Source organism: Streptomyces atroolivaceus (assembly GCF_000717025.1).
Classification (GTDB): Bacteria; Actinomycetota; Actinomycetes; order Streptomycetales; family Streptomycetaceae; genus Streptomyces; species Streptomyces atroolivaceus.
In genome coordinates this window covers 1-19901 of record NZ_JNXG01000015.1, presented here as the reverse complement: position 1 = coordinate 19901, position 19901 = coordinate 1, and the positions used below count along the sequence as shown (strand labels likewise).

Genomic DNA, 19901 nt, shown 5'->3' with positions numbered 1-19901 from the left:
CCGGTTCGCCGGCTGAGCGCAATCGGCCCTCCCCGTCCGGCTCTTCGCAGCACCACGCACACGCCAGCACCTTGCAGAAGGAGCAACCGATGCCCCCGTCCCCCAGCACCGCACGCCCCGAACCCGTCGACTACGTGATCGTCGGAGGCGGTACGGCCGGCTCGGTCATCGCCTCCCGCCTCACGGAGGACCCCGACGTCACCGTCACCGTCATCGAGGGCGGCCCCACCGACATCGACCGCGAGGACGTCCTCACCCTCCGCCGCTGGCTCGGTCTCCTCGGCGGCGACCTCGACTACGACTACCCCACCACCGAACAGCCACGCGGCAACTCCCACATCCGGCACAGCCGCGCCCGCGTCCTCGGCGGCTGTTCCTCGCACAACACACTGATCAGCTTCAAGCCGCTGCCCGGCGACTGGGACGAGTGGGCCGAAGCCGGAGCCGACGGCTGGCACGCCACCGCCATGGACCCCTACTTCGACCGGTTGCGCAACAACATCGTGCCCGTCGACGAGAAGGACCGGAACGCCATCGCACGCGACTTCGTCGAGGCCGCACAGGCGGCGGCCGGGGTTCCGCGCGTGGACAGCTTCAACAAGAAGCCGTTCCACGAAGGCGCCGGCTTCTTCGACCTGGCCTACCACCCGGAGAACAACAAGCGTTCCTCCGCGTCCGTCGCCTATCTCCACCCGCACATCGAGGCCGGCGACCGCCCCAACCTCTCGATCATGCTGGAGACATGGGCGTACCGGCTGGAGTTCGACGGCAACCGGGCGACCGGTGTGCACGTACGCACCAAGGACGGCGAGGAGACGCTCCTGCGCGCCGCCCGTGAAGTGATCGTCTGCGCGGGCGCGGTGGACACCCCGAGGCTGCTGATGCACTCCGGCGTCGGACCGGCGAAGGACCTCACCGCACTCGGCATCCCCGTCGTCCACGACGCACCGGGCGTGGGTGAGAACCTGCTCGACCACCCCGAGTCGGTCATCGTCTGGGAGACCGACGGACCCATCCCGGAGAACTCCGCGATGGACTCCGACGCGGGCCTCTTCGTGCGCAGGGACCCCGGGTCCCGGGGCCCCGACCTGATGTTCCACTTCTACCAGATCCCCTTCACCGACAACCCGGAGCGCCTCGGCTACGAGAAGCCCGAGCACGGCGTGTCGATGACCCCGAACATCCCCAAGCCGCGCAGCCGCGGCCGGTTGTACCTCACCAGCGCCGACCCCGAGGTCAAGCCGGCCCTGGACTTCCGCTACTTCACCGACGAGGACGACTACGACGGCCGCACGCTGGTCGACGGCATCAAGCTCGCCCGCGAGATCGCGAAGACCGAACCGCTGGCCCACTGGCTCAAGCGCGAGGTGTGTCCCGGGCCCGAGGTCACGTCCGACGAGGACATCAGCGAGTACGCACGCAAGGTCGCGCACACCGTCTACCACCCGGCAGGGACCTGCCGGATGGGCGCCCCGGGCGACCCGGCGGCCGTCGTCGACCCCCAGCTCCGCATCCAGGGCCTCGAAGGCATCCGGATCGCCGACGCGTCCGTCTTCCCGACCATGCCCGCCGTGAACCCCATGATCGGCGTCCTGATGGTGGGCGAGAAGTGCGCCGAGCTGCTCCGAGCGACCCCGACCACCGGAGGCGATGTCCGATGAGCGAAGCCGGTACCCCTGTGTTCAGCGTCCGTAACCTCTGGAAGGTCTTCGGCCCCAAGGCCGACCGCGTCCCCGGCAGTGAACTCGCCGACCTGCCGCCCGCCGGACTGCGCGAGCGCACCGGCTGCACCGCCGCCGTGCGCGACGTCTCCTTCGACGTCGAGAAGGGTGAGGTCTTCGTCGTCATGGGCCTGTCGGGCTCCGGCAAGTCCACACTCGTACGCTGTCTGACCCGGCTCATCGAACCCACCAGCGGCACCCTCGCCATCGACGGCGAGGACGTGCTGGGCATGGACACCACCCGGCTGCGCGAACTGCGCCGCCACCGCGCCGCGATGGTCTTCCAGCACTTCGGACTGCTGCCGCACCGCACGGTGCTCGACAACGTCGCCTACGGCCTGGAGATCCAGGGCCTCGGCAGGACCGAACGGCGCGCCAAGGCCGCCGAACTGGTGGAGAAGGTCGGCCTCTCGGGCCTCGAGGACCGTCGGCCCGCCCAGCTCTCCGGTGGTCAGCAGCAGCGAGTGGGCCTGGCCCGCGCACTCGCCGTCGACCCGTCCGTCCTGCTCTTCGACGAACCGTTCAGCGCGCTCGACCCGCTGATCCGGCGTGAGATGCAGGACGAGGTCGTCCGGCTGCACCGCGAGGAGGGCCGCACCATGGTCTTCATCACCCACGACCTCAGCGAGGCGCTCCGCCTGGGCACCCGCATCGCGCTGATGCGCGACGGCGGCATCGTCCAGCTCGGCACCCCCGAGGAGATCGTCGGTTCGCCCGCCGACGACTACGTACGCGAGTTCGTCCGCGACGTGCCGCGCGAACAGGTCCTCACCGTCGCCACCGCCATGCGTCCGCCGACGGCCGGTGAGGGCGACAGCGGACCGGCGCTCCGCCCGGGGGCAACCGTCTCCGAAGCCATCGAGGCCGTCGCCCGCTCCGGTGAGCCGGTCGCCCGGGTGACGGAGGGCGGCAGGCTGCTCGGCGTCGTCGACCACGCGTGCCTGCTGGACGTGGTCGCGGGTACGGGAGCCCGTGAGGTGACCGTCTGATGGCCACCGCCCAAGCCACCACCCGTACCGCCTCCGGGCCCCCGGGCAGCCGCCCGCTCGCAGCCCTGCGCGACCGGCCCGCACTCGGCAAGCTCCTGCTGCTGCTGGTGATCGCCGCCGTGGCCGTGCCCTTCGCGCAGGCCCGCTGGGGCGGCGGGGTCTGGCCCGGGGCCCTGACCGTCGACCTGAGCGGGCCGCTCGGAGAGGTCAACGACTGGATCATCGGCAACCGCGACAGCCACCCGCTGTTCCTCTACTTCTTCGGCCACATCAGCAACGCGGTCGTCCTCTCGGTGCGTGGCGTCTACCTCGCACTGCTCGCCCTCGGCTGGGCCGGGGTCGCCGCCGTCGCCGCGCTCGTCGCCTGGCGGGCGGCCGGATGGCGCCTCGCCCTGACCGCCGGACTGTCCTTCCTGGTCTGCGGGCTGCTCGGCATGTGGGTGCCGACCATGCAGACCCTCGCCCTGATGACGGTCGCGGTCCTCGCCTCCGTGGTGCTGGGTCTGCTGCTCGGGCTCGCCGCCGGCCTCTCGGACCGTACGTTCCGTGTCCTGCGCCCCGTCCTGGACACCATGCAGGTGCTGCCCGCCTTCGCCTATCTGCTGCCCGTGGTGCTGGTCTTCGGCATCGGGGTGCCCGGTGCGGTCCTCGCGACCGTCGTCTACGCGGCCCCGCCGATGGCCCGGCTCACCGCGCTCGGACTGCGCGGAGCCGACGCGGGCGTCATGGAAGCCGTCGCCTCGCTCGGTGCGACCGGCCGCCAGCGCCTGCTGAGCGCCCGGCTGCCGCTGGCCCGCAAGGAGCTGCTGCTCGGCCTCAACCAGACCATCATGATGGCGCTGTCCATGGCCGTCATCGCGTCCGTCATCGGCGCCGGCGGTCTCGGCGACCGCGTCTACCAGGCGCTCTCCTCCGTCGACGTCGGCGCCGCGCTCGCCGCGGGCATCCCCATCGTGCTGCTGGCCGTCGTCCTGGACCGTACGACCGAGGCAGCGGGCCGGAAGGCCGGCACCGAGCCCACCGGTCCCGCCGCGCTGCGCGGGGTGCGCGGCTGGGCGCTCGCCGCGCTGATCGCCGCGGCCGTCGCCGTCGTGGGCCGCTTCACCGGGGGCCGCATCTGGCCCGAGGACGCCATCGTGGGCATCGCGGAACCGGTCAACACCGCCAAGGACTGGATGGTCGACCACCTCTACACCGGCATCCCCGTCATCGGAGGCACCGCCGACTGGGCCGCCCACTTCACCAGCTGGATCCTCAACCCGCTGCGCGACGGACTGCAGGGTCTGCCCTGGTGGGCCGTGCTGCTGACCGTCGCCGCCCTCGCGTGGACCATCGGGACCTGGCGCACCGCGCTCACCGCCGTGCTGGCCATGGCCGCCATCGGGGTCCTCGGCGTCTGGGACCTGTCGATGGACACGCTCAGCCAGGTCGTCGCCGCCGTCGCCGTCACGCTCGTCCTGGGCTTCGGCATCGCCGTCGGCGCCGCGCGCAGCCGTCGCCTCGAACGGCTGCTGCGACCCGTCCTGGACGTCTTCCAGACCATGCCGCAGTTCGTCTACCTCATCCCGGTCGTCGCCCTCTTCGGCGTGGGCCGGGCCCCCGCCGCCGCGGCAGCGGTCGTCTACGCGCTGCCTGCCGTCGTACGCATCACGACCCAGGGCCTGCGGGGTGTCGACCCCGCCGCCATGGAGTGCGCCCGCTCGCTCGGCGCCACCAGTGGCCAGCAACTGCGCCAGGTCCAGATCCCGCTGGCCAGGCCCGCGCTGTTGCTGGCCGTCAACCAGGGCGTCGTCCTGGTCCTCGCGGTCGTCATCATCGGCGGGCTCGTCGGCTCCGGCGCACTCGGCTACGAAGTCGTCTTCGGCCTCGCCCAGGGCGACCTGGCCACCGGTCTCGTGGCGGGTGCCGCCATCGTCTGCCTCGGACTGATGCTGGACCGGGTCACCCAGCCCACCGCCCGTCGTCAGCGGAAGGAGAGCTGACATGGCTCGCACCCGTACCCACGCCCGCCTCCGTGCCTCCGCGACCGTCGCCTCGGCCGGCGCGCTGCTGGCCGTCACCGGATGCGGTGCGGCGGACATGACCAAGCAGGCCTCCCCGTTCGCGGCCCCCGCCGACATCAAGACCGTCACCCTCTCCGTCCAGTCCTGGGTCGGCGCGCAGGCCAACGTGGCCGTCGCGCGGAAGATCCTGGCGGACGAGCTCGGGTACCGCGTCGACCTCGTCCAGACGGACGAGGTACCCGCCTGGGACGCCCTCAGCCAGGGCCGGGTGGACGCCATCCTGGAAGACTGGGGCCACCCCGACCAGGAGCAGCTGTACGTCAAGGACAAGAAGACCATCGTCCCGGGGGGCGACCTCGGGGTCACGGGTCACATCGGCTGGTTCGTCCCCAAGTACTGGGCGGACGAGCACCCCGACGTCACCGACTGGAAGAACCTCGACAAGTACGCCGACGAGCTGCGTACCCCGGAGAGCGGTGACAAGGGCCAGCTGATGGACGGTTCGCCGTCCTACGTCACCAACGACAAGGCGCTGGTGAAGAACCTGGACCTGGACTACAAGGTCGTCTTCGCGGGCTCCGAGGCGGCGCAGATCACCCAGATGCAGCAGTTCGCCAAGGAGAAGAAGCCCTTCCTCAGCTACTGGTACCAGCCGCAGTGGCTGTTCAACGAGGTACCGATGGTCGAGGTGAAGCTCCCGGAGTACTCCGAAGCCTGCGCGGCCAAGGACCCGGCGGACATCGACTGCGCCTATCCGACGACCCCGCTCCAGAAGTACCTCAACGCGGACTTCGCGAAGCGCGGCGGCGACGCGGCGGCCTTCCTGAAGAAGTTCAAGTGGTCGGAGAAGGACCAGAACGAGGTCGCCGAACTGATCGCCTCCGAACGGCTGTCCCCCGACGAGGCGGCGGACCGCTGGATCGAGAAGCACCCGGACACCTGGAAGAAGTGGCTGGCCCGGTGACCTGACCGGAGGTTCCCTCAGGCTCGCCGTCAGCCGCCGTGGCACCCGCCACGGCGGCTGACGGCGTTTCTCGGCGACGGCGGCTGACGGCGTTCTCTGCGACGGCAGCCGGTCGACCCGCGACTAACTATTCACTCAGTACATGTACTGAGTATAGAGTGTGCACATGAGTACCCGTCATGTACTTCTGGGCCTGCTCGCAGCCGGTCCCTCCCACGGCTACGAACTGAAGCGGCAGTACGACGCACGTTTCCCGCAGGCACGCCCGCTCGCCTACGGGCAGGTCTACACAACGCTGCAACGCCTCGTGCGTGACGGTCTGGCCGCGGTCGAGGGCACCGGCTCCGACGGTGGACCGGAGCGCACCCTCTACCGCTCGACGGCCGAGGGTTCGCACGAACTGGGCCGGTGGGCCCAGGAGATCACCGCGCCCGCCCCCTTCGTGACGAACGAGATCTTCGCCAAGGTCGTGGTCTCGATCCTCGTAGCGGCAGCGGGTCCGGGCGGAGCCCAGGACGGACCGGAACCGGACGCGGCCGCGCATCTCAGGGCACAGCGCGCCGCCCACATGGAGCGGATGAGGGAACTCACCGCGCTCAAGACCACGCCGGGCGCCGATCTCAGCACGGTGCTCGCCGCCGACTACGCCCTGGCCCATCTCGACGCCGACGTGCGGTGGATGACCACTACCACCGCTCGCATCGACACCCTGACCGCGGAGGTCAACGGATCATGAACACACCGACCGAACAGCCCTTATCGGGGGCGGGCGTGCTGATCTCGGCGCGCGGTCTGCGGAAGTCGTACGGAAGGACGGAGGCGCTGCGGGGAGCTTCCCTGGACCTCCACGAGGGTGAGATCCTGGCCGTCACCGGTACGAGCGGCAGCGGCAAGTCCACCCTGCTGCACTGCCTTTCGGGCATCGTCCGCCCCGACGAGGGTGCCGTCACCTACGGGGGCGAGGAGCTCGGCCTGCTGCCCGAGCAGCGGCTCAGCGAGCTGCGGCGCCGCGACTTCGGGGTGGTGTTCCAGTTCGGGCAGTTGATCCCCGAGCTCACCGCGCTCGACAACGTGGCGCTGCCGCTGCTGCTCGCCGGGGCCCGTCGCGGTCACGCTCACCGGACGGCGGGGGAGTGGCTGGAGCGCTTCGGTGTCCGGGGGCAGGCCGACCTGCGCCCAGGTGGGATGAGCGGCGGCCAGAGCCAACGGGTCGCTCTGGCACGCGCCTTGGTCACCGGGCCCAGGGCGGTCTTCGCGGACGAGCCGACCGGGGCCCTGGACACCCTCGCCGGGGAACAGGTGATGACCGCTCTGGTGCACACCGCGCGGGAGGCGGGCACGGCGGTGCTGCTGATCACCCACGACGCGCAGATCGCGGCCTACGCGGACCGCGAGGTGGGCTTGCGGGACGGCGTCGTCCACTCGGGCCCGGCCGCCGTCCTCGGTCAGGAGGCGGCTCGCCGTGAAGGCTGACATCCGCATCGCCTGGATCCTCGCGCGGGGCTCCGACCGTCGCGAGTGGTGGAGATTCTCGCTCACCCTCCTGGGCGCTCTGCTCGCCACGGGATTCGCCCTCGCGGCGGCGACGATCGCCGCCGTGCGGGGGCAGGTCTCCATCCCGTACGCCCACGGGCTGCTCGACCGGCCCGGCGAGCGTGCGGGGGTGGTGCTCACGCTCGTGCTCCTGCTGGTCCCGGTGCTGGGCTTCCTCGGCCAGTGCGCGCGTATCGGCGCCGTGCACCGTCATCGCCGGATGGCCGGGATGCGGCTCGCCGGGGCGTCTCCCGCACAGGTGCGGAGACTCGCCGCGGTGGAGTCCGCGTTCGCCTGCCTGGCCGGCTCGTCCGCCGGCTTCGCCGCGTTCGCCGTGCTCCTCGCCGTGGCGGGACACACCCCGCCCCCGGTGGCCTGGGCGGCCTTCGTGGCGGTCGTGCTCGCCGTGCCGGTGGTCGCCGCGCCGGTGAGCGTCTTCGCACTGCGGCACGTGGTCGCTTCGCCGCTCGACCATGTCCGCAGAACGGGTCCGGACCGGGGACGCCGGGCAGCGCTCGGCGTCGTGCTCGCGGCCGCGCTGATCGCCGTGGCGGGACTGCTGCTTCTGTTCCCGGGCGGCAAAGGGGTCACACCGTTCGCGCTGCTGGTCCTGGGCCTGGTGCTCCTCACCGGGGCGGGCGCGATCTGGGCGGCAGGAGCGTTCGCGGCGTTCGTCGGACGCAGGCTCACCCTTCATGCGAAGAGCCCGGCGGTGCTCATCGCCGCGAGCCGCCTCGCGCACGACCCGTGGGCGGCCGCCCGTACCCATGCCGCCCTGCTGCTGGTCACGGTGGTCGGAGTGGGCTTCCTCGGGGTCCGCGGCGTACTGCTCTCCGCGCTGGGGGCGAACGGCTACCGTCCGGTGGACCTCGCCTTCTACACCACCGGCATCGACCTCGCCGGAGCCGCCGTGCTCGTCGCCCTGACGATCAGTCTCTGCGGCCTCGCCGTCGGCACCGCCGAGTCACTGGCGACCCGCCGCAGGGGCCTTGCTGCGCAGGCCGCCGCCGGGGTGCCGCACCGTGTTCTGGCCCGGGCCGCGCTCCTGGAGACCGCGCTCCCCCTGGCACCCGCGCTCCTGCTCGCGGGCGCCGGAGGGACGGTGGTGTACCTGGCGTACGCCACCGTCGTGGGCGGACCCGTCCCCCTGCTGCCCCTGGTCGTCCCGGTGGCGGTCTACGCGGCCTGCCTGCTGGCCGCGGCGACCTCGCTGCCGCTTCTTCGGCGCGTGGCCCACCCGGCCGAACTGCGGTTCACATAGAACTCTTCGAGAGGTCCGTCCCGCCGCGCGCCCGCGCCGCCACCACGAGCGTGGCGGCGACGAGCGCGGCGGCCAGGAGACCGGTGGCGAGGACCGGGGCCGGGGTGAACGTCACGGCCAGCACGGCGAGGACGGCCGCGGGGTGGATCAGGTCGTTGCGGCTGCGCAGCTCCTCCGTCCTGTGGTGCAGCAGCCACACCAGGGTGATGAAGACGGCCACCGGGACGGTGAACGTCGCAGCGGCCGCGTGGTCGGAGAGGTGACCGTGGCCGGTGGTGTGGGCCACGTTGACCGCGAGTCCCGCGCCGACCGCGGCAGCCGAGGCGAAGACGAGGTAGTGGCCGTAGCCCCACAGGAGCGCCGCCTTGAGGCCGGTGAGCCGTTGCGGGGCGTTCTGCGAGAAGTAGAGCCACCACAGGGCGAACACGGTCAGCACGCCGCCGACGACCAGGGTCGCGATGTCGCCGAGCCCGGCCTCGTCGTCGAGGGCGGTACGGACGGCCGCGGTGGCCGCGGTCATGGTCTCGCCGAGCACGATGAGGGTGAACAGGCCGTAGCGTTCGGCGATGTGGTGAGGGTGCCAGGTGGTCATGGCGGCACTCTCGGCCCAGGCGGGGACGGCGATCTCGGCCAGGACCAGGACAGCGAACGTCGGCAGGCCCCAGTCCTCCGGCAGGGCCAGCCGGGCGACCCAGCCGACCTGCACGATCAGGATGCCGACCGCGTAGCGCACACAGGAGCGCCGGCGTTCGGGGTCGGAGCGGGCGGCGCGCAGCCATTGGGTGACCATGGCGAGCCTCATGATGACGTAGCCCCAGGTGATGACGGTGAAGTCCTCCTGCTGGAGGGCTTCGGCCGCGCCGGCGGCCACGACGAGCGCGCCGGCGATCTGGACCAGCGTCAGCAGCCGGTAGGGGACGTCGTCGGTGTCGTACGCGGAGGCGAACCAGGTGAAGTTCATCCAGGCCCACCAGATCGCGAAGAACACCATCGCGTAGCCGAGGACCCCGTGCCCGATGTGTCCCTCGGCGAGTTCGTGCTCGAAGGCCGCCGACGCCTGGGCGACGGCGGTGACGAAGCACAGGTCGAAGAACAGCTCGAGCGCTGTCGCCGTGCGGTGCCGCTCATGGGCAGGACGGGCGACCATCGGCCGGTGCCATGCGCCGAAGGCGGATTGTGACTGACTCATGCGTACCCGGTTTCAGCGGTGGGAGGAGGGTTCCGGCCCGGCCCGTCCCGAAGGCGGCCGCGCCTGCCGACACCGACTGTGCAGGCCGCGGCCGGGTCGGTCGGCTCGACGGACACGGGTCAATTTACGAGCGGCCCACGAAGGCGCGCAACGCGGACAGGCCGCACCGCACGGTCGGGGCGGACATCCCGCGTCTCGCGCGCACGGCGAGGCCGAAACGCTGGAGCCGCCTCAGGCCGCTCACCGAGCCATGCGCTCCGGCCGTTGTTCCACCGGAGCGGGGCGGCGGCGAGGTCGGTGCCGGGCCCTTCGGGTCCGGTCTCCGCGTCCGATCCGGCAACCATCGACCGTCAGCGCGCCCGCCCGCGACGAGAAGCCGACGGACCTCACAGTCATCGGGGCCCGGACGCACGCTCAGAAGGACGTGACGACGACCCGTGCCACATCGGGGTCCCGGAGGGCGGTGTAACCGGTGTCGATGTCGCCCAGGGAGATCTTCCGGGAGACGAGGGCGTCGAGGTCCAGGTGCCCCCGCAGGTACAGGTCCGCGTAACGGGGGATGTCGCGCCGTGGGTTCCCCGATCCCATGATCAGCCCTTGGATGCTCTTCTGCTGCAGCAGCAGCCGGGGCAGCGACAGCTTCAGGTCTCCGCCGCTCCCCGCAAGACCCACGACGTACACGCCGCCCCCGAGGGCGGTCATGCGCAGTGCCTGTTCGGTGGTCGCGGCCACGCCGACGACGTCGAAGGCGTGCCGGACTCCGCCGCCGGTCAGCTCGCGGACGGCCGTGACGGCGTCCGTGGTGGCGGAGTTGACCACATCCGTCGCACCGAAGGCGGTGGCGCGCCGCAGTCTGCCGTCCTGTACGTCGACCGCGATGACGCGGGAGGCCCCGGCGATCCTCGCCGCGCCGACCGCGTTCAGCCCGACGCCCCCTGCGCCGATCACGGCCACGGTCTCGCCCGCCCGGACGCGCGCGCCGTTGAGGACGGATCCCGCACCGGTCAGTACGCCGCACCCCAGCAGGGCGGCCGGGGCGAAGGGCATCCGGCGCGGGACGGCGGTCAGCTGGTTCTCGTGGACGAGGGCCAGCTGGGCGAAGCCACCCAGCCCCATGCCCTGTGCGAGGGGCCGTCCCGCGCGGCTGAGCCGTGGCGCGTCACGCCCGGGGTCGCGCAGTGTGGTCTCCGGGCGGCCGCACTGGTAAGGCCTGTCGTCGAGACACGCCGGACAGCTTCCGCACCACTGGACGAGGCAGCCGACGACGTGGTCCCCGGCCCCGAACGCGCGGGCGTCCGGGCCTACGGCGGCGACGACACCGGCGATCTCGTGGCCCAGGACCATGGGCGGGGGGAACCCGGCGAAGGCGTGGGTGGCGAGGGTGAGGTCGGTGTGGCAGAGGCCGGACGCCCTCACCTCCACCAGGACCTCGCGCCGCGTGGGCTCGGCGATGTCGACGTCCTGGAGGGCGAATCCGCCGCCCACCGCGTCCACCACTGCTGCTTTCACGACCAGCTCCGTCCCTGTCGGCCGGGCATCTCGATCTGTCTCAGACGCGGTCGAGGAAGAAGTAGTAGAAGGGTCCGTCCGGGCCGACGCCCTTGCGGTTCATGATGCCCATGAGGGTGCGGTCGTCGACGGCCTTGAAGTGGTCGAACACCGGTTGACCGTCGTAGACCATGGTGGCCGTCGACTCGCCCCGGAACTCGACCGTCCACAGGCTCGCCTCGCCCTTGCCGAGTTCGGTGTCGCTGTAGAGCAGGCCGTCCTCTCCGCGCATCATGAGCGGCTTCGCGTCGTCGGCCGAGAGGAAGGTCTTGCCGTACCAGCCGGCCTTCTGCAGCATCCCGTTGAGCGGATGCCCGGTGTCGAACTCACCGCCCCGCCACTCCCCGAGGATCTCCTCGACGCGTACGACGGGCAACGCGGCCCAGACGGCGTCGAGTTCCTCGGACGGGACGGCGGAGTCCTTGGCGCGCAGGTCGGCGAAGAGGGTTCGTGCCTCGTCGATGCCCATGGTTTCCCTCCACATCGAATGAAACAAACATCCGTAGTATGTATCACTGTTGCGCTCAGGGCCAGAGGGCCGGCCGGAGTCTTCGCCCGGTGTCGTGGGCCGGGACGCCGGACACCTCCCGCACGGGCGGACCGGGCACCGGCCACCGCCCCCGCACCGGATGCCCCCGCCCGGTGGCCGCCCCAGGGTGGGACGGAGCGGTGTTTCCACGGACACGGGAGCCGTCGTGGCCGGAGAGGTCTCGTTCTTCGAGCTGGGTGTCGCCGACCCCGAGCGGGCCCGGACCTTCTACGCGGGGCTGTTCGGCTGGACCTTCGAGCCCGGGCCGTCGGAGGGCGGCGGCTACGCGATCCGCACGTCCAAAACCCCCGGTGGAGTGCATGGAGGGGATGCGGGAGCGGGGCCGTACGTCTTCTTCCGGGTCGACGACATGCAGGCGGCCGTCACGCTCGTGCGCGAGCTGGGCGGCACGGTCACCGAGGGGGGCGATGCCGGCGGCGACGAGGAGACGGTCGCGCGCTTCGGCCGCTTCCAGCTGTGCCACGACGACCAGGGGCCCCCCTTCGGCCTCCACCAGCCGTCGGTCGGCGCCTGACACGGCCCCACGGCTGACGCAGGGCTGCGGGCTCCCGCCCCGCACAGGTCGGGGCGGGAGCCCGCACAGGTGTGGGGCGGGAGCCTGGGACCTCCAAGGGCGGCTGTGGCCTCAGTGGGCGGACCGGGCCGCCCCCTCCGCTCCCGGCCGCTCGAACTGGGTGCGGTACAGCTCCTCGTACCGCCCCCGGGCGGCCAGCAGCTCGTCGTGCGTGCCCCGTTCGACGACCCGGCCCGCCTCGACCACCAGGATCAGATCGGCGGCCCGCACCGTCGACAGCCGGTGGGCGATCACGACCGCCGTACGGCCCTCGAGGGCCTCGGCCAGTGCTTCCTGGACGGCGGCCTCCGAGGTGGAGTCGAGGTGGGCGGTCGCCTCGTCCAGGATCACCACCCGCTGACGGGCCAGCAGCAGCCGTGCGATGGTGAGCCGCTGGCGTTCGCCGCCGGACAGCCGGTAGCCGCGCTCGCCGACCACCGTGTCCAGCCCTTCGGGCAGTGACGCCACCAGGCCGTCCAGACGGGAGCGGCGCAGCGCGTCCCAGATCTCCTCCTCGGTGGCCTCCGGCCGGGCGAGCAGGAGATTGGCACGCACCGACTCGTGGAAGAGGTGGCCGTCCTGTGTGACCATGCCGAGCGTCTCCCGGATCGACTCGGCCGTCAGATCCCGTACGTCGACACCGTTCAGCCGCACGGCGCCGGCATCGGTGTCGTACAGCCGGGGGAGCAACTGCGCGATCGTCGACTTACCGGCCCCGGACGACCCCACCAGTGCGACCATCTTGCCGGGCTCCGCCGTGAACGAGACATCGTGCAGCACCTGCTCGCCACCCCCCGTGTCGAGCGTGGCGACCTCCTCGAGCGAGGCGAGGGAGACCTTCTCGGCGGAGGGGTAGCCGAAGGAGACCCCGTCGAACTCCACGGACACCGGACCGTCGGGTACCCGGCGGGCATCGGGCTTCTCGGCGATCAGTGGCCGGAGGTCGAGGATCTCGAAGACCCGTTCGAAGCTGACCAGGGCGCTCATCACCTCGACCCGTGCCCCCGCCAGCGCCGTCAGCGGTGCGTAGAGCCGGGTGAGCAGCAGGGCCAGGGCGACGACGGCCCCGGGCTCCAGGCTGCCGCGCAGCGCGTAGTAGCCGCCGAGCCCGTAGACCAGGGCGAGGGCCAGGGCCGACACCAGGGTGAGCGCCGTGATGAAGGTGGACTGCAGCATCGCCGTACGGATGCCGATGTCACGCACCCGCCCCGCGCGGGCGGCGAACTCGGCGGACTCGTCGGCCGGGCGCCCGAAGAGCTTGATGAGCGTCGCGCCCGGCGCCGAGAATCGCTCGGTCATCTGGGTGCCCATGGTGGCGTTGTGGCCGGCGGCCTCCCGTTGGAGGTCCGCCATCCGGGCGCCCATCCTGCGGGCGGGGACGACGAACACCGGCAGGAGGACGAGGGCGAGCAGCGTGATCTGCCAGGAGATCGTGAGCATCACGGCCAGGGTCAGCAGCAGGGTGACGACGTTGGAGACCACGCCGGAGAGGGTGTTGCTGAACGCCCGCTGGGCGCCGATCACGTCGTTGTTGAGCCTGCTGACCAGAGCGCCGGTCCTGGTGCGGGTGAAGAAGGCGACAGGCATCCGCTGGACGTGGTCGAACACGGCGGTGCGCAGGTCGAGGATCAGCCCCTCACCCAGGGTCGCGGACAGCCACCGGACGAGGAGCCCGAGACCCGCCTCCGCCACGGCGATCAGGGCGATGAGCAGGGCGAGACGTGTGACCGTTCCGGCCTGCTCGTCCTGCACGATCGCGTCGACCACGCGCCCCGCCAGCACCGGTGTGGCCACCGCCAGCAGGGCGGTGACCACACTGAGGAGCAGGAAGCGGACGATCCGGCCCCGGTGCGGCCGGGCGAACGCCGCGATGCGGTGCAGCGTGGCCCTGGAGAACGGCCTGCGGTCCTTCTGTGCGTTCAACGAGCTGTGCAGTGAATGCCACGCCGTGACTTCCATGTCCATGCGGTGCCTCCGGGGTCGGTCGGTATGCATGGCACGCTAGGACCTCAAGTAACGTTGAGGTCAAGCGTTCCCGGCCGGCGTCACCCGCTTGTGCGTTCAGCGCGCCCGTACGGTCGCCATGACCTCGCGGTCCGGCTGCAGCGTCAGCGTCGGCACGGGGTTGATGGTGCCCGGGTCCACCTCCAGTTCGAAGCGGCGCGCCAGGACGGCGAGGATCAGCACCGACTCGACCATCGCGAAGCGCGTACCGAGACAGACCCGGGGGCCGCCGCCGAACGGGTACCAGGCGTACTCGGGGATCTCGTCCCCGTCCTCCGCGTCCCAGCGTTCCGGGCGGAACGCCTCGGGTTCCGTGAACCACCGTCCGTCCCGGTGCGTGACCCACTGGCTGCTCCACACCCGTGTGCCCTCCGGCATCGGGACGCCACCGATCCGGGCTCCCTCCTTGGCGATCCCGGTGACCAGCCAGATCGTCGGGTACAGCCGGAGGGTCTCCTTCACCACCGCCTGGGCGTAGGGCAGTTGTGCGTAGTCCTCGATGCCCGGATCCCGGTCGCCGAGTACCCGGTCCAGCTCCTCGGTGAGTGCCGCCAGCGCGTGCGGGGTGCGGGAGAGCAGGTACCAGGCCCATACCAGCGTCGAACTGGTCGTCTCGTGGCCGCCGATGTAGAGGGTGACCGTCTCGTCGCGGATCTCCTTGTCGGAGAGGCGCGCCCCGGTTTCGTCCACCGCGGTGAGCAGCCGGCTCAGGAGGTCGGGGCGCTCCCCGTCCCCGTCGCGATGGCGGGCCACCACACGTGCGACCTCCGCGTCGATCACCGCGGCGGCCTTCCTGATCCTGCTCCGGCCGGGAGTCGGCACCCAGTCGGGCAGGACGGCGCCGAGCCCGCTGAACTCCTTGCCGATCTCCTGCTGGGCGATGTCCATGGCGCGGCCCATCGACTCCGCGTCGGCCGGTGTGTCCACCCCGAAGATGGTGCGGACGGCGATCTTCTGCGTCAGGGCCGCCATCTCCCGCTTGACGTCCACGCGTCGGCCGTCCGACCAGGTGCCCGCCAGCTCCAGCGCGCACGCCGTCATGGTGGAGGCGTACGACTTCACCTGCCTGGGTCGCACGGAGGGCTGGACGAGCGACCGCTTGCGCCGCCAGTCGGTGCCGCGCGCGACGACGACACCGTTGCCCATGACCGTACGGAAGGCGATGCCCAGCAGCGGCTGGTCGAAGGTGCGTTCCGTCTCGGTGAGCAGCTCGCCGATGTGCTCGGGATCGGAGATGAAGACGCAGTCGTTGCGGCCGAAGCGCCAGCGCACCATGTCCCCGTAGCCGCGCAGGCGCTCGAAGAAGGCGAGGGGGTCCTTGCCGAACTGCGGCAGGCTCCCCAGTAAGGGCAGGCCCCTGGGCCCCTGGACGAGCCGGTGGCCGCTCGGCTCGGTGTCGAGGGCCGAACCGGTTTCCGCGGACATGGGAACTCCCGTCATCTGCCGTACGCGGTACGTGAGTTGCTGAGCCTAGTACCAGTCGTTCGGGTTCGGGCGGAAGTCGCCGGCGCCGGGCACCGGCAAGCCCGGGGGCCGCAGACGGTGGTCTGCGGCCCTCGGTGCGGGTGTCACGCCGTCAGGCCCCCGGCGGCACCCGGGAAGGACGCCCGCTGCCGCGCGCCAGGGAGTAGCCGGACATCGCTGCGAGCGCGGCGAGTACGCCGCCACCGACGGTCCACAGCCAGCGGTCGGTCCACCAGCCGGAGGACCAGCCGTCCTCGGGCTCGACACCGATCGAGGTACCTCCCTGTGCCGGGTCCTCGTCCTGGGCCGAGACGGCGGACACGCCCGGTACCAGGGGTTCGGCGAGGGCGCCGTCCACGTCGTGGGCGCCGCCCCGGCCCGCCGAGGTCACCTCGGTCTCGACGTGGACCGGCAGACCCAGGTCCTCCTCGGCCGGACGGACCGCCGTAAGGCGTACGTAGTAGCTGCCGGGCAGCGGGTCCGACGCCCACGGCTCGGACCAGGCGCGCACGGTGCGCAGTACGCAGGACAGCTCGACGGCGTCCGCGTCCGGTGCCGCCTTCCTCGTCTGGTGGCCGTACACACAGGCCTGGCGTCGGCGGAGACCGTCGTACACGTCGACCTGCCACGTCGAGGCGCCGTGCCGGGTGGCGCTCTCCGGCAGGCTCACCTTGGCGCGGACGGTGGGGCGCTGTCCGGCGTCGGCGGGGAAGACCCAGTACAGGTAGTCACCCGTGGACGCGTCCGCGGTGGCCGTCTGCTCCTGCTGGATCTCCGTGGCGGTACGGAAGGTGGTACCCGCCTCCGTCGGGCCGGCCGCCTCGCCGTCCGCCGGGCTCGCGCTCGCGGACGGGTCGTCGGCGACGGCCGTGCCCGCCGACGTGAGCAGCGTGACCGCTGCCAGCAGCGCGCCCACGCATCCACGCCTCAGGGTGCTGCTGCGGGTGATACGCATCAGTTGGTCCTCCATACGGCGACGCGGCGGCGTGAGATCCAGCCGGACAGCAGGCCGGCGGCCAGTCCGGTCAGCACCATCGCGCCCAGCAGCCACCAGCCCCGGCCCAGACCGAACGCGGCGACGTCGGCGGCTTCGTCGGGAGCGTCCACGAGGTCGATGGTCAGCTCGACGGGCATGCCGGGCGTCGTCTTCACGGAGGCGGGCGCCGAGAAGGAGTTGGCGAGCTGGAGGCACACGGACTCGGCGGCGGGCTTCACGTCGGTGTCGTCGGGGGTGTCCTGTCCGGACCTTGGGTAGCGCAGCCCGGTGGAGACGGCGTCCGTGCGCCCCGTGCCGGACTCGGAGCCCCGGACGATCTCACGGCCGTGCGTGGTCAGGGCGCGCAGCAGGACTCCGTAGTCGTCGTTCACCGCGCGGTCGGCCGAGACGCTCACCGAGGCGCGCAGCTCCTGCCCGGGCAGGACATCCACCCGGTACCAGCGGTGCTTGCCGATCTCCTGCCGGTCCGTGTAGAGCCCGGCCTTCAGCTCCGGGGCCGCGGAGCAGCTGCCCGCGCCCTCGGTCGCCACCGGGGTGATGACGGGCTCGGCGGCGCGGTCGACCAACTGCTTGACACGGCCGGAGAGTTCGTCGGTGTGCTGGACCGCCGTGTACGTGCCGCCGGTGGCTTCGGCGATGCAGGTCAGCTGCTGCCGGATCTTGGCGTTCGGTACCAGGCCCAGCGTGTCGATGACCAGGTGGATCCCCCGGGCGGCGATGTCGCGCGCGACCTCGCAGGGGTCGAGCGGGCCGCAGGTGTCCTCGCCGTCGGTGATCAGGACGATCCGCCGGGTGGCGTCCCCGCCCTCGAGGTCGTCGGCGGCACCGAGCAGGGCGGGTCCGATCGGGGTCCAGCCGGTCGGCGCCAGGGTGGCGACGGCGGTCTTGGCCTCGGTGCGGTCGAGCGGGCCGACCGGGTAGAGCTGCTCGGTGTCCTTGCAGCCGGTCTTCCGGTCGTCCCCCGGATAGTCGGCGCCGAGCGTACGGATGCCGAGCTCCACCTCGTCGGGCACCGCGTCCAGGACGTCGTTGAACGCCTGCTTGGCGGCTGACATCCGGGACTCGCCGTCGATGTCGCGGGTACGCATGGAACCGCTGACGTCAAGGACGAGTTCGACCTTGGGTGAAGCGGCGGTGGGGGGTTCGTCGGCGGCGGCCGGAAGGGCGGTGCCGAGCCCGGCGGCCAGGGTGGCGAGCAGGACGCACACCCCGGCCGTCAGCCGTTTTCTTATGATCATCGCCGGATCTTATTGAAGATCCACAGTCAATCCCAAAACGCGTGCGACGGACGCGGTCCCGGGTTCTTCCTCATCCGCCGAGCAGTGGCTCGGCAGCCGTGTCCAGCACCGAACCGACCCGCTCCCAGGTCTCCATGTCCCTTTCCACCGGCGGGAGTTCGGCATCGGTGGTGTCCGACTTCGCGTTCCACCGGGTCGCGATGGCGACCGGATCGCCGCCACCCGCCGCGGAAGCGGCCAGCGCGGCCGCGCCGAGCGCGACCAGTTCGCCGCTGCCCGGCACGATCAGGGGACGGCCGGAGAGCCGGCGCACGGTCTCCACCCAGGTGCGCCCCTGGGCGCCGCCACCGATCAGCCGCAGCGGCCGGCCGGCGACCTCGGGGTCGGCCGGGTCGAGGCCGCATGCCCGCAGCAGCTCGTCGAGCGCCCGCAGCACGGTGAAGGCTGCCCCCTCGTACGCGGCGCCGAGCAGTTGCTGCGGTGTGGTGTCGTGCCGCAGCCCGGTGAGAAGTCCGGAGGAGCGGGGGAGATCCGGGGTGCGTTCGCCGTCGAGGTACGGGAGGAGCACGGCCTCGCCGCCGGGCGTCGCGTCGTCGCGGTGCAGGCCGAGCAGGCCGGCCACCTTGTCGACGGCCAGGGTGCAGTTGAGGGTGCAGGCCAGGGGGAGATACGTACCGTCGGCCGCGGCGAACCCCGAGAGGGCCGTGGACGCCGGGCGGGTCCGGGAAGCGGCGAAGACCGTGCCCGAGGTGCCGAGGCTCAGGACGGGGTGGTCCAGCAGCCCCGCGCCGCCCAGGCCGAGGCCCACCGCGGCGCTCATGTTGTCCCCGGTGCCGGCCGCGACGGCGATCCCGGCCGGCAGGCCGAGCGCTTCGGCGGCGGCCTCGGTCAGGGAACCGATCCGGGTCCCGCCCGTGGCGGCGACCTCCGGCAGCATGGAGACGTCCAGGCCGAGGAGGTCCAGGAGCTCCGGGTCGTACGCGCCCGTGGCCGTGGAGTACCAGCAGGTCCCCGACGCGTCACCCGGATCCGTCGCCGCGACACCCGCGAGCCGCTCCGTGAGGAAGTCGTGGGGCAGCCGCACGGAGGCCGTGGCCGCGGCGTTCTCCGGGTCGTTCTCGCGCAGCCACCGCCACTTGGTCGCGGTCATGGACGCGACGGGCACCGTGCCGGTGCGCGCGGTCCACGCCTCCGCGCCGCCCAGCTCGGCGACGAGCGCGGCCGCCTGCGGCGCGGAGCGCGTGTCGTTCCACAGCAGCGCGGGGCGCAGTGGGCGGCCGGTCCCGTCGAGGGTCACGAGGCCGTGCTGCTGCCCTGCGACGGCGATTCCGGTGACGGAGGACGCGGAGAGCCCGGACTCCTTGAGCCCGGCCGCGACGGCGTCGCACAGCGCCCGCCACCAGACCTCGGGGTCGGTCTCGCGTGCCCCGCCCTCGCCCGTGACGACGTGCGGGGCGCGGCCGACGGCGAGCAGCTCACCGGTCTCGGTGTCGGTGACTGCAGCCTTGGTGGACTGGGTGGAGCTGTCCACGCCGATGACGACGGTACGCGGCGGCATGGGCTACCTCTTCTCGTGCGGTTTCCGGTGGTGCGGGTTTTGGGAGTGCGACAAACAAATTACGTGATCGACGGCGTGCGGAACAGAGGTCACCCCCGTTTCGTCCTCCGGGGGGTTACGTCCGCACGGTGTCGCGTGCATAATTAATCAGGTCAGTGAACAAATAGGCCCGGGGTAGTGACGACGGCTCCGGACCCCAGGCAGGCGAAGGCGGACACACCATGACGGAACGCTTCACTCCCACTCCCGCGGACAGGTTCACCTTCGGTCTGTGGACCGTGGGCTGGCGTGGCAACGACCCGTTCGGTGACGCGACGCGTCCCGCGCTG

The 19901-nt window shown here is 71.8% G+C and carries 16 protein-coding genes; 8 read left to right on the top strand and 8 right to left on the bottom strand.

Annotated elements, in window-relative coordinates:
* The first annotated feature begins 89 nt into the window (after positions 1–89).
* From OO67_RS25040 to OO67_RS25010, 7 genes are all read left to right on the top strand, one after another.
* Positions 90–1661, top strand: a complete 1572-nt coding sequence (locus OO67_RS25040; RefSeq protein ID WP_033303656.1) for a GMC family oxidoreductase — start codon at positions 90–92, stop codon at positions 1659–1661.
* Positions 1658–2710, top strand: coding sequence for a quaternary amine ABC transporter ATP-binding protein (locus OO67_RS25035; protein ID WP_033303655.1), 1053 nt, complete (start codon positions 1658–1660; stop codon positions 2708–2710). The genes OO67_RS25040 and OO67_RS25035 overlap by 4 nt, the downstream gene beginning before the upstream one ends.
* Positions 2710–4692 (top strand): ABC transporter permease, encoded by a 1983-nt coding sequence (locus OO67_RS25030; RefSeq protein WP_033303654.1) that lies wholly within the window; start codon positions 2710–2712, stop codon positions 4690–4692. The genes OO67_RS25035 and OO67_RS25030 overlap by 1 nt, the downstream gene beginning before the upstream one ends.
* A 1-nt stretch (position 4693) precedes the next feature.
* Positions 4694–5677, top strand: coding sequence for an ABC transporter substrate-binding protein (locus OO67_RS25025; protein WP_033303653.1), 984 nt, complete (start codon positions 4694–4696; stop codon positions 5675–5677).
* 166 nt (positions 5678–5843) lie between these two features.
* A complete protein-coding gene (locus OO67_RS25020; protein WP_033303651.1) occupies positions 5844–6413 on the top strand; it encodes a PadR family transcriptional regulator in 570 nt (189 codons plus the stop codon).
* Positions 6410–7150: an ABC transporter ATP-binding protein gene (locus tag OO67_RS25015; RefSeq protein ID WP_033303649.1), complete on the top strand. Its 741-nt coding sequence runs from the start codon at positions 6410–6412 to the stop codon at positions 7148–7150. Before OO67_RS25020 ends, OO67_RS25015 begins: the two co-directional genes overlap by 4 nt.
* Positions 7140–8471: an FtsX-like permease family protein gene (locus OO67_RS25010; protein WP_033303648.1), complete on the top strand. Its 1332-nt coding sequence runs from the start codon at positions 7140–7142 to the stop codon at positions 8469–8471. Before OO67_RS25015 ends, OO67_RS25010 begins: the two co-directional genes overlap by 11 nt.
* Here the strand turns inward: OO67_RS25010 and OO67_RS25005 are convergent.
* From OO67_RS25005 to OO67_RS24995, 3 genes are all read right to left on the bottom strand, one after another.
* On the bottom strand, positions 8464–9660 hold the full coding sequence (locus tag OO67_RS25005; protein WP_033303647.1) for a low temperature requirement protein A: 1197 nt from the start codon (positions 9658–9660) through the stop codon (positions 8464–8466). The genes OO67_RS25010 and OO67_RS25005 overlap by 8 nt on opposite strands.
* A 414-nt stretch (positions 9661–10074) precedes the next feature.
* Positions 10075–11169, bottom strand: coding sequence for a zinc-binding dehydrogenase (locus OO67_RS25000; RefSeq protein ID WP_033303646.1), 1095 nt, complete (start codon positions 11167–11169; stop codon positions 10075–10077).
* Between the two features lie 40 nt (positions 11170–11209).
* Positions 11210–11677: a DUF4334 domain-containing protein gene (locus OO67_RS24995; RefSeq protein ID WP_033303644.1), complete on the bottom strand. Its 468-nt coding sequence runs from the start codon at positions 11675–11677 to the stop codon at positions 11210–11212.
* A gap of 226 nt (positions 11678–11903) precedes the next feature.
* On the opposite strand from OO67_RS24995, the gene OO67_RS24990 reads away from it, so the two are divergent.
* Positions 11904–12272, top strand: a complete 369-nt coding sequence (locus OO67_RS24990) for a VOC family protein (protein WP_033303642.1) — start codon at positions 11904–11906, stop codon at positions 12270–12272.
* A gap of 111 nt (positions 12273–12383) precedes the next feature.
* Here OO67_RS24990 and OO67_RS24985 read toward each other — a convergent pair whose 3' ends face one another.
* The 5 genes from OO67_RS24985 to xylB form a co-directional block, all read right to left on the bottom strand.
* On the bottom strand, positions 12384–14276 hold the full coding sequence (locus OO67_RS24985; protein ID WP_033303639.1) for an ABC transporter ATP-binding protein: 1893 nt from the start codon (positions 14274–14276) through the stop codon (positions 12384–12386).
* Positions 14277–14372: 96 nt separating this feature from the next.
* A complete protein-coding gene (locus OO67_RS24980) occupies positions 14373–15740 on the bottom strand; it encodes a cytochrome P450 (protein ID WP_033303637.1) in 1368 nt (455 codons plus the stop codon).
* Positions 15741–15891: 151 nt separating this feature from the next.
* A complete protein-coding gene (locus tag OO67_RS24975; protein WP_033303635.1) occupies positions 15892–16734 on the bottom strand; it encodes a hypothetical protein in 843 nt (280 codons plus the stop codon).
* On the bottom strand, positions 16734–18014 hold the full coding sequence (locus tag OO67_RS24970; protein WP_078598268.1) for a VWA domain-containing protein: 1281 nt from the start codon (positions 18012–18014) through the stop codon (positions 16734–16736). Before OO67_RS24970 ends, OO67_RS24975 begins: the two co-directional genes overlap by 1 nt.
* Positions 18015–18084: 70 nt before the next feature.
* Positions 18085–19572 (bottom strand): xylulokinase, encoded by a 1488-nt coding sequence (gene xylB, locus OO67_RS24965; RefSeq protein ID WP_033303632.1) that lies wholly within the window; start codon positions 19570–19572, stop codon positions 18085–18087.
* Positions 19573–19901: the final 329 nt, after the last annotated feature.

Excerpts from the sequence above, each read along its gene's own strand:
- OO67_RS25040 (WP_033303656.1), top strand. The coding sequence starts at position 90 with ATGCCCCCGTCCCCCAGCACCGCACGCCCCGAACCCGTCGACTACGTG.
- OO67_RS25035 (WP_033303655.1), top strand. The coding sequence starts at position 1,658 with ATGAGCGAAGCCGGTACCCCTGTGTTCAGCGTCCGTAACCTCTGGAAG.
- OO67_RS25030 (WP_033303654.1), top strand. The coding sequence starts at position 2,710 with ATGGCCACCGCCCAAGCCACCACCCGTACCGCCTCCGGGCCCCCGGGC.
- OO67_RS25025 (WP_033303653.1), top strand. The coding sequence starts at position 4,694 with ATGGCTCGCACCCGTACCCACGCCCGCCTCCGTGCCTCCGCGACCGTC.
- OO67_RS25020 (WP_033303651.1), top strand. The coding sequence starts at position 5,844 with ATGAGTACCCGTCATGTACTTCTGGGCCTGCTCGCAGCCGGTCCCTCC.
- OO67_RS25015 (WP_033303649.1), top strand. The coding sequence starts at position 6,410 with ATGAACACACCGACCGAACAGCCCTTATCGGGGGCGGGCGTGCTGATC.
- OO67_RS25005 (WP_033303647.1), bottom strand. The coding sequence starts at position 9,660 with ATGAGTCAGTCACAATCCGCCTTCGGCGCATGGCACCGGCCGATGGTC.
- OO67_RS24995 (WP_033303644.1), bottom strand. The coding sequence starts at position 11,677 with ATGGGCATCGACGAGGCACGAACCCTCTTCGCCGACCTGCGCGCCAAG.
- OO67_RS24985 (WP_033303639.1), bottom strand. The coding sequence starts at position 14,276 with ATGGACATGGAAGTCACGGCGTGGCATTCACTGCACAGCTCGTTGAAC.
- OO67_RS24980 (WP_033303637.1), bottom strand. The coding sequence starts at position 15,740 with ATGTCCGCGGAAACCGGTTCGGCCCTCGACACCGAGCCGAGCGGCCAC.
- OO67_RS24975 (WP_033303635.1), bottom strand. The coding sequence starts at position 16,734 with ATGCGTATCACCCGCAGCAGCACCCTGAGGCGTGGATGCGTGGGCGCG.
- OO67_RS24970 (WP_078598268.1), bottom strand. The coding sequence starts at position 18,014 with ATGATCATAAGAAAACGGCTGACGGCCGGGGTGTGCGTCCTGCTCGCC.
- xylB (WP_033303632.1), bottom strand. The coding sequence starts at position 19,572 with ATGCCGCCGCGTACCGTCGTCATCGGCGTGGACAGCTCCACCCAGTCC.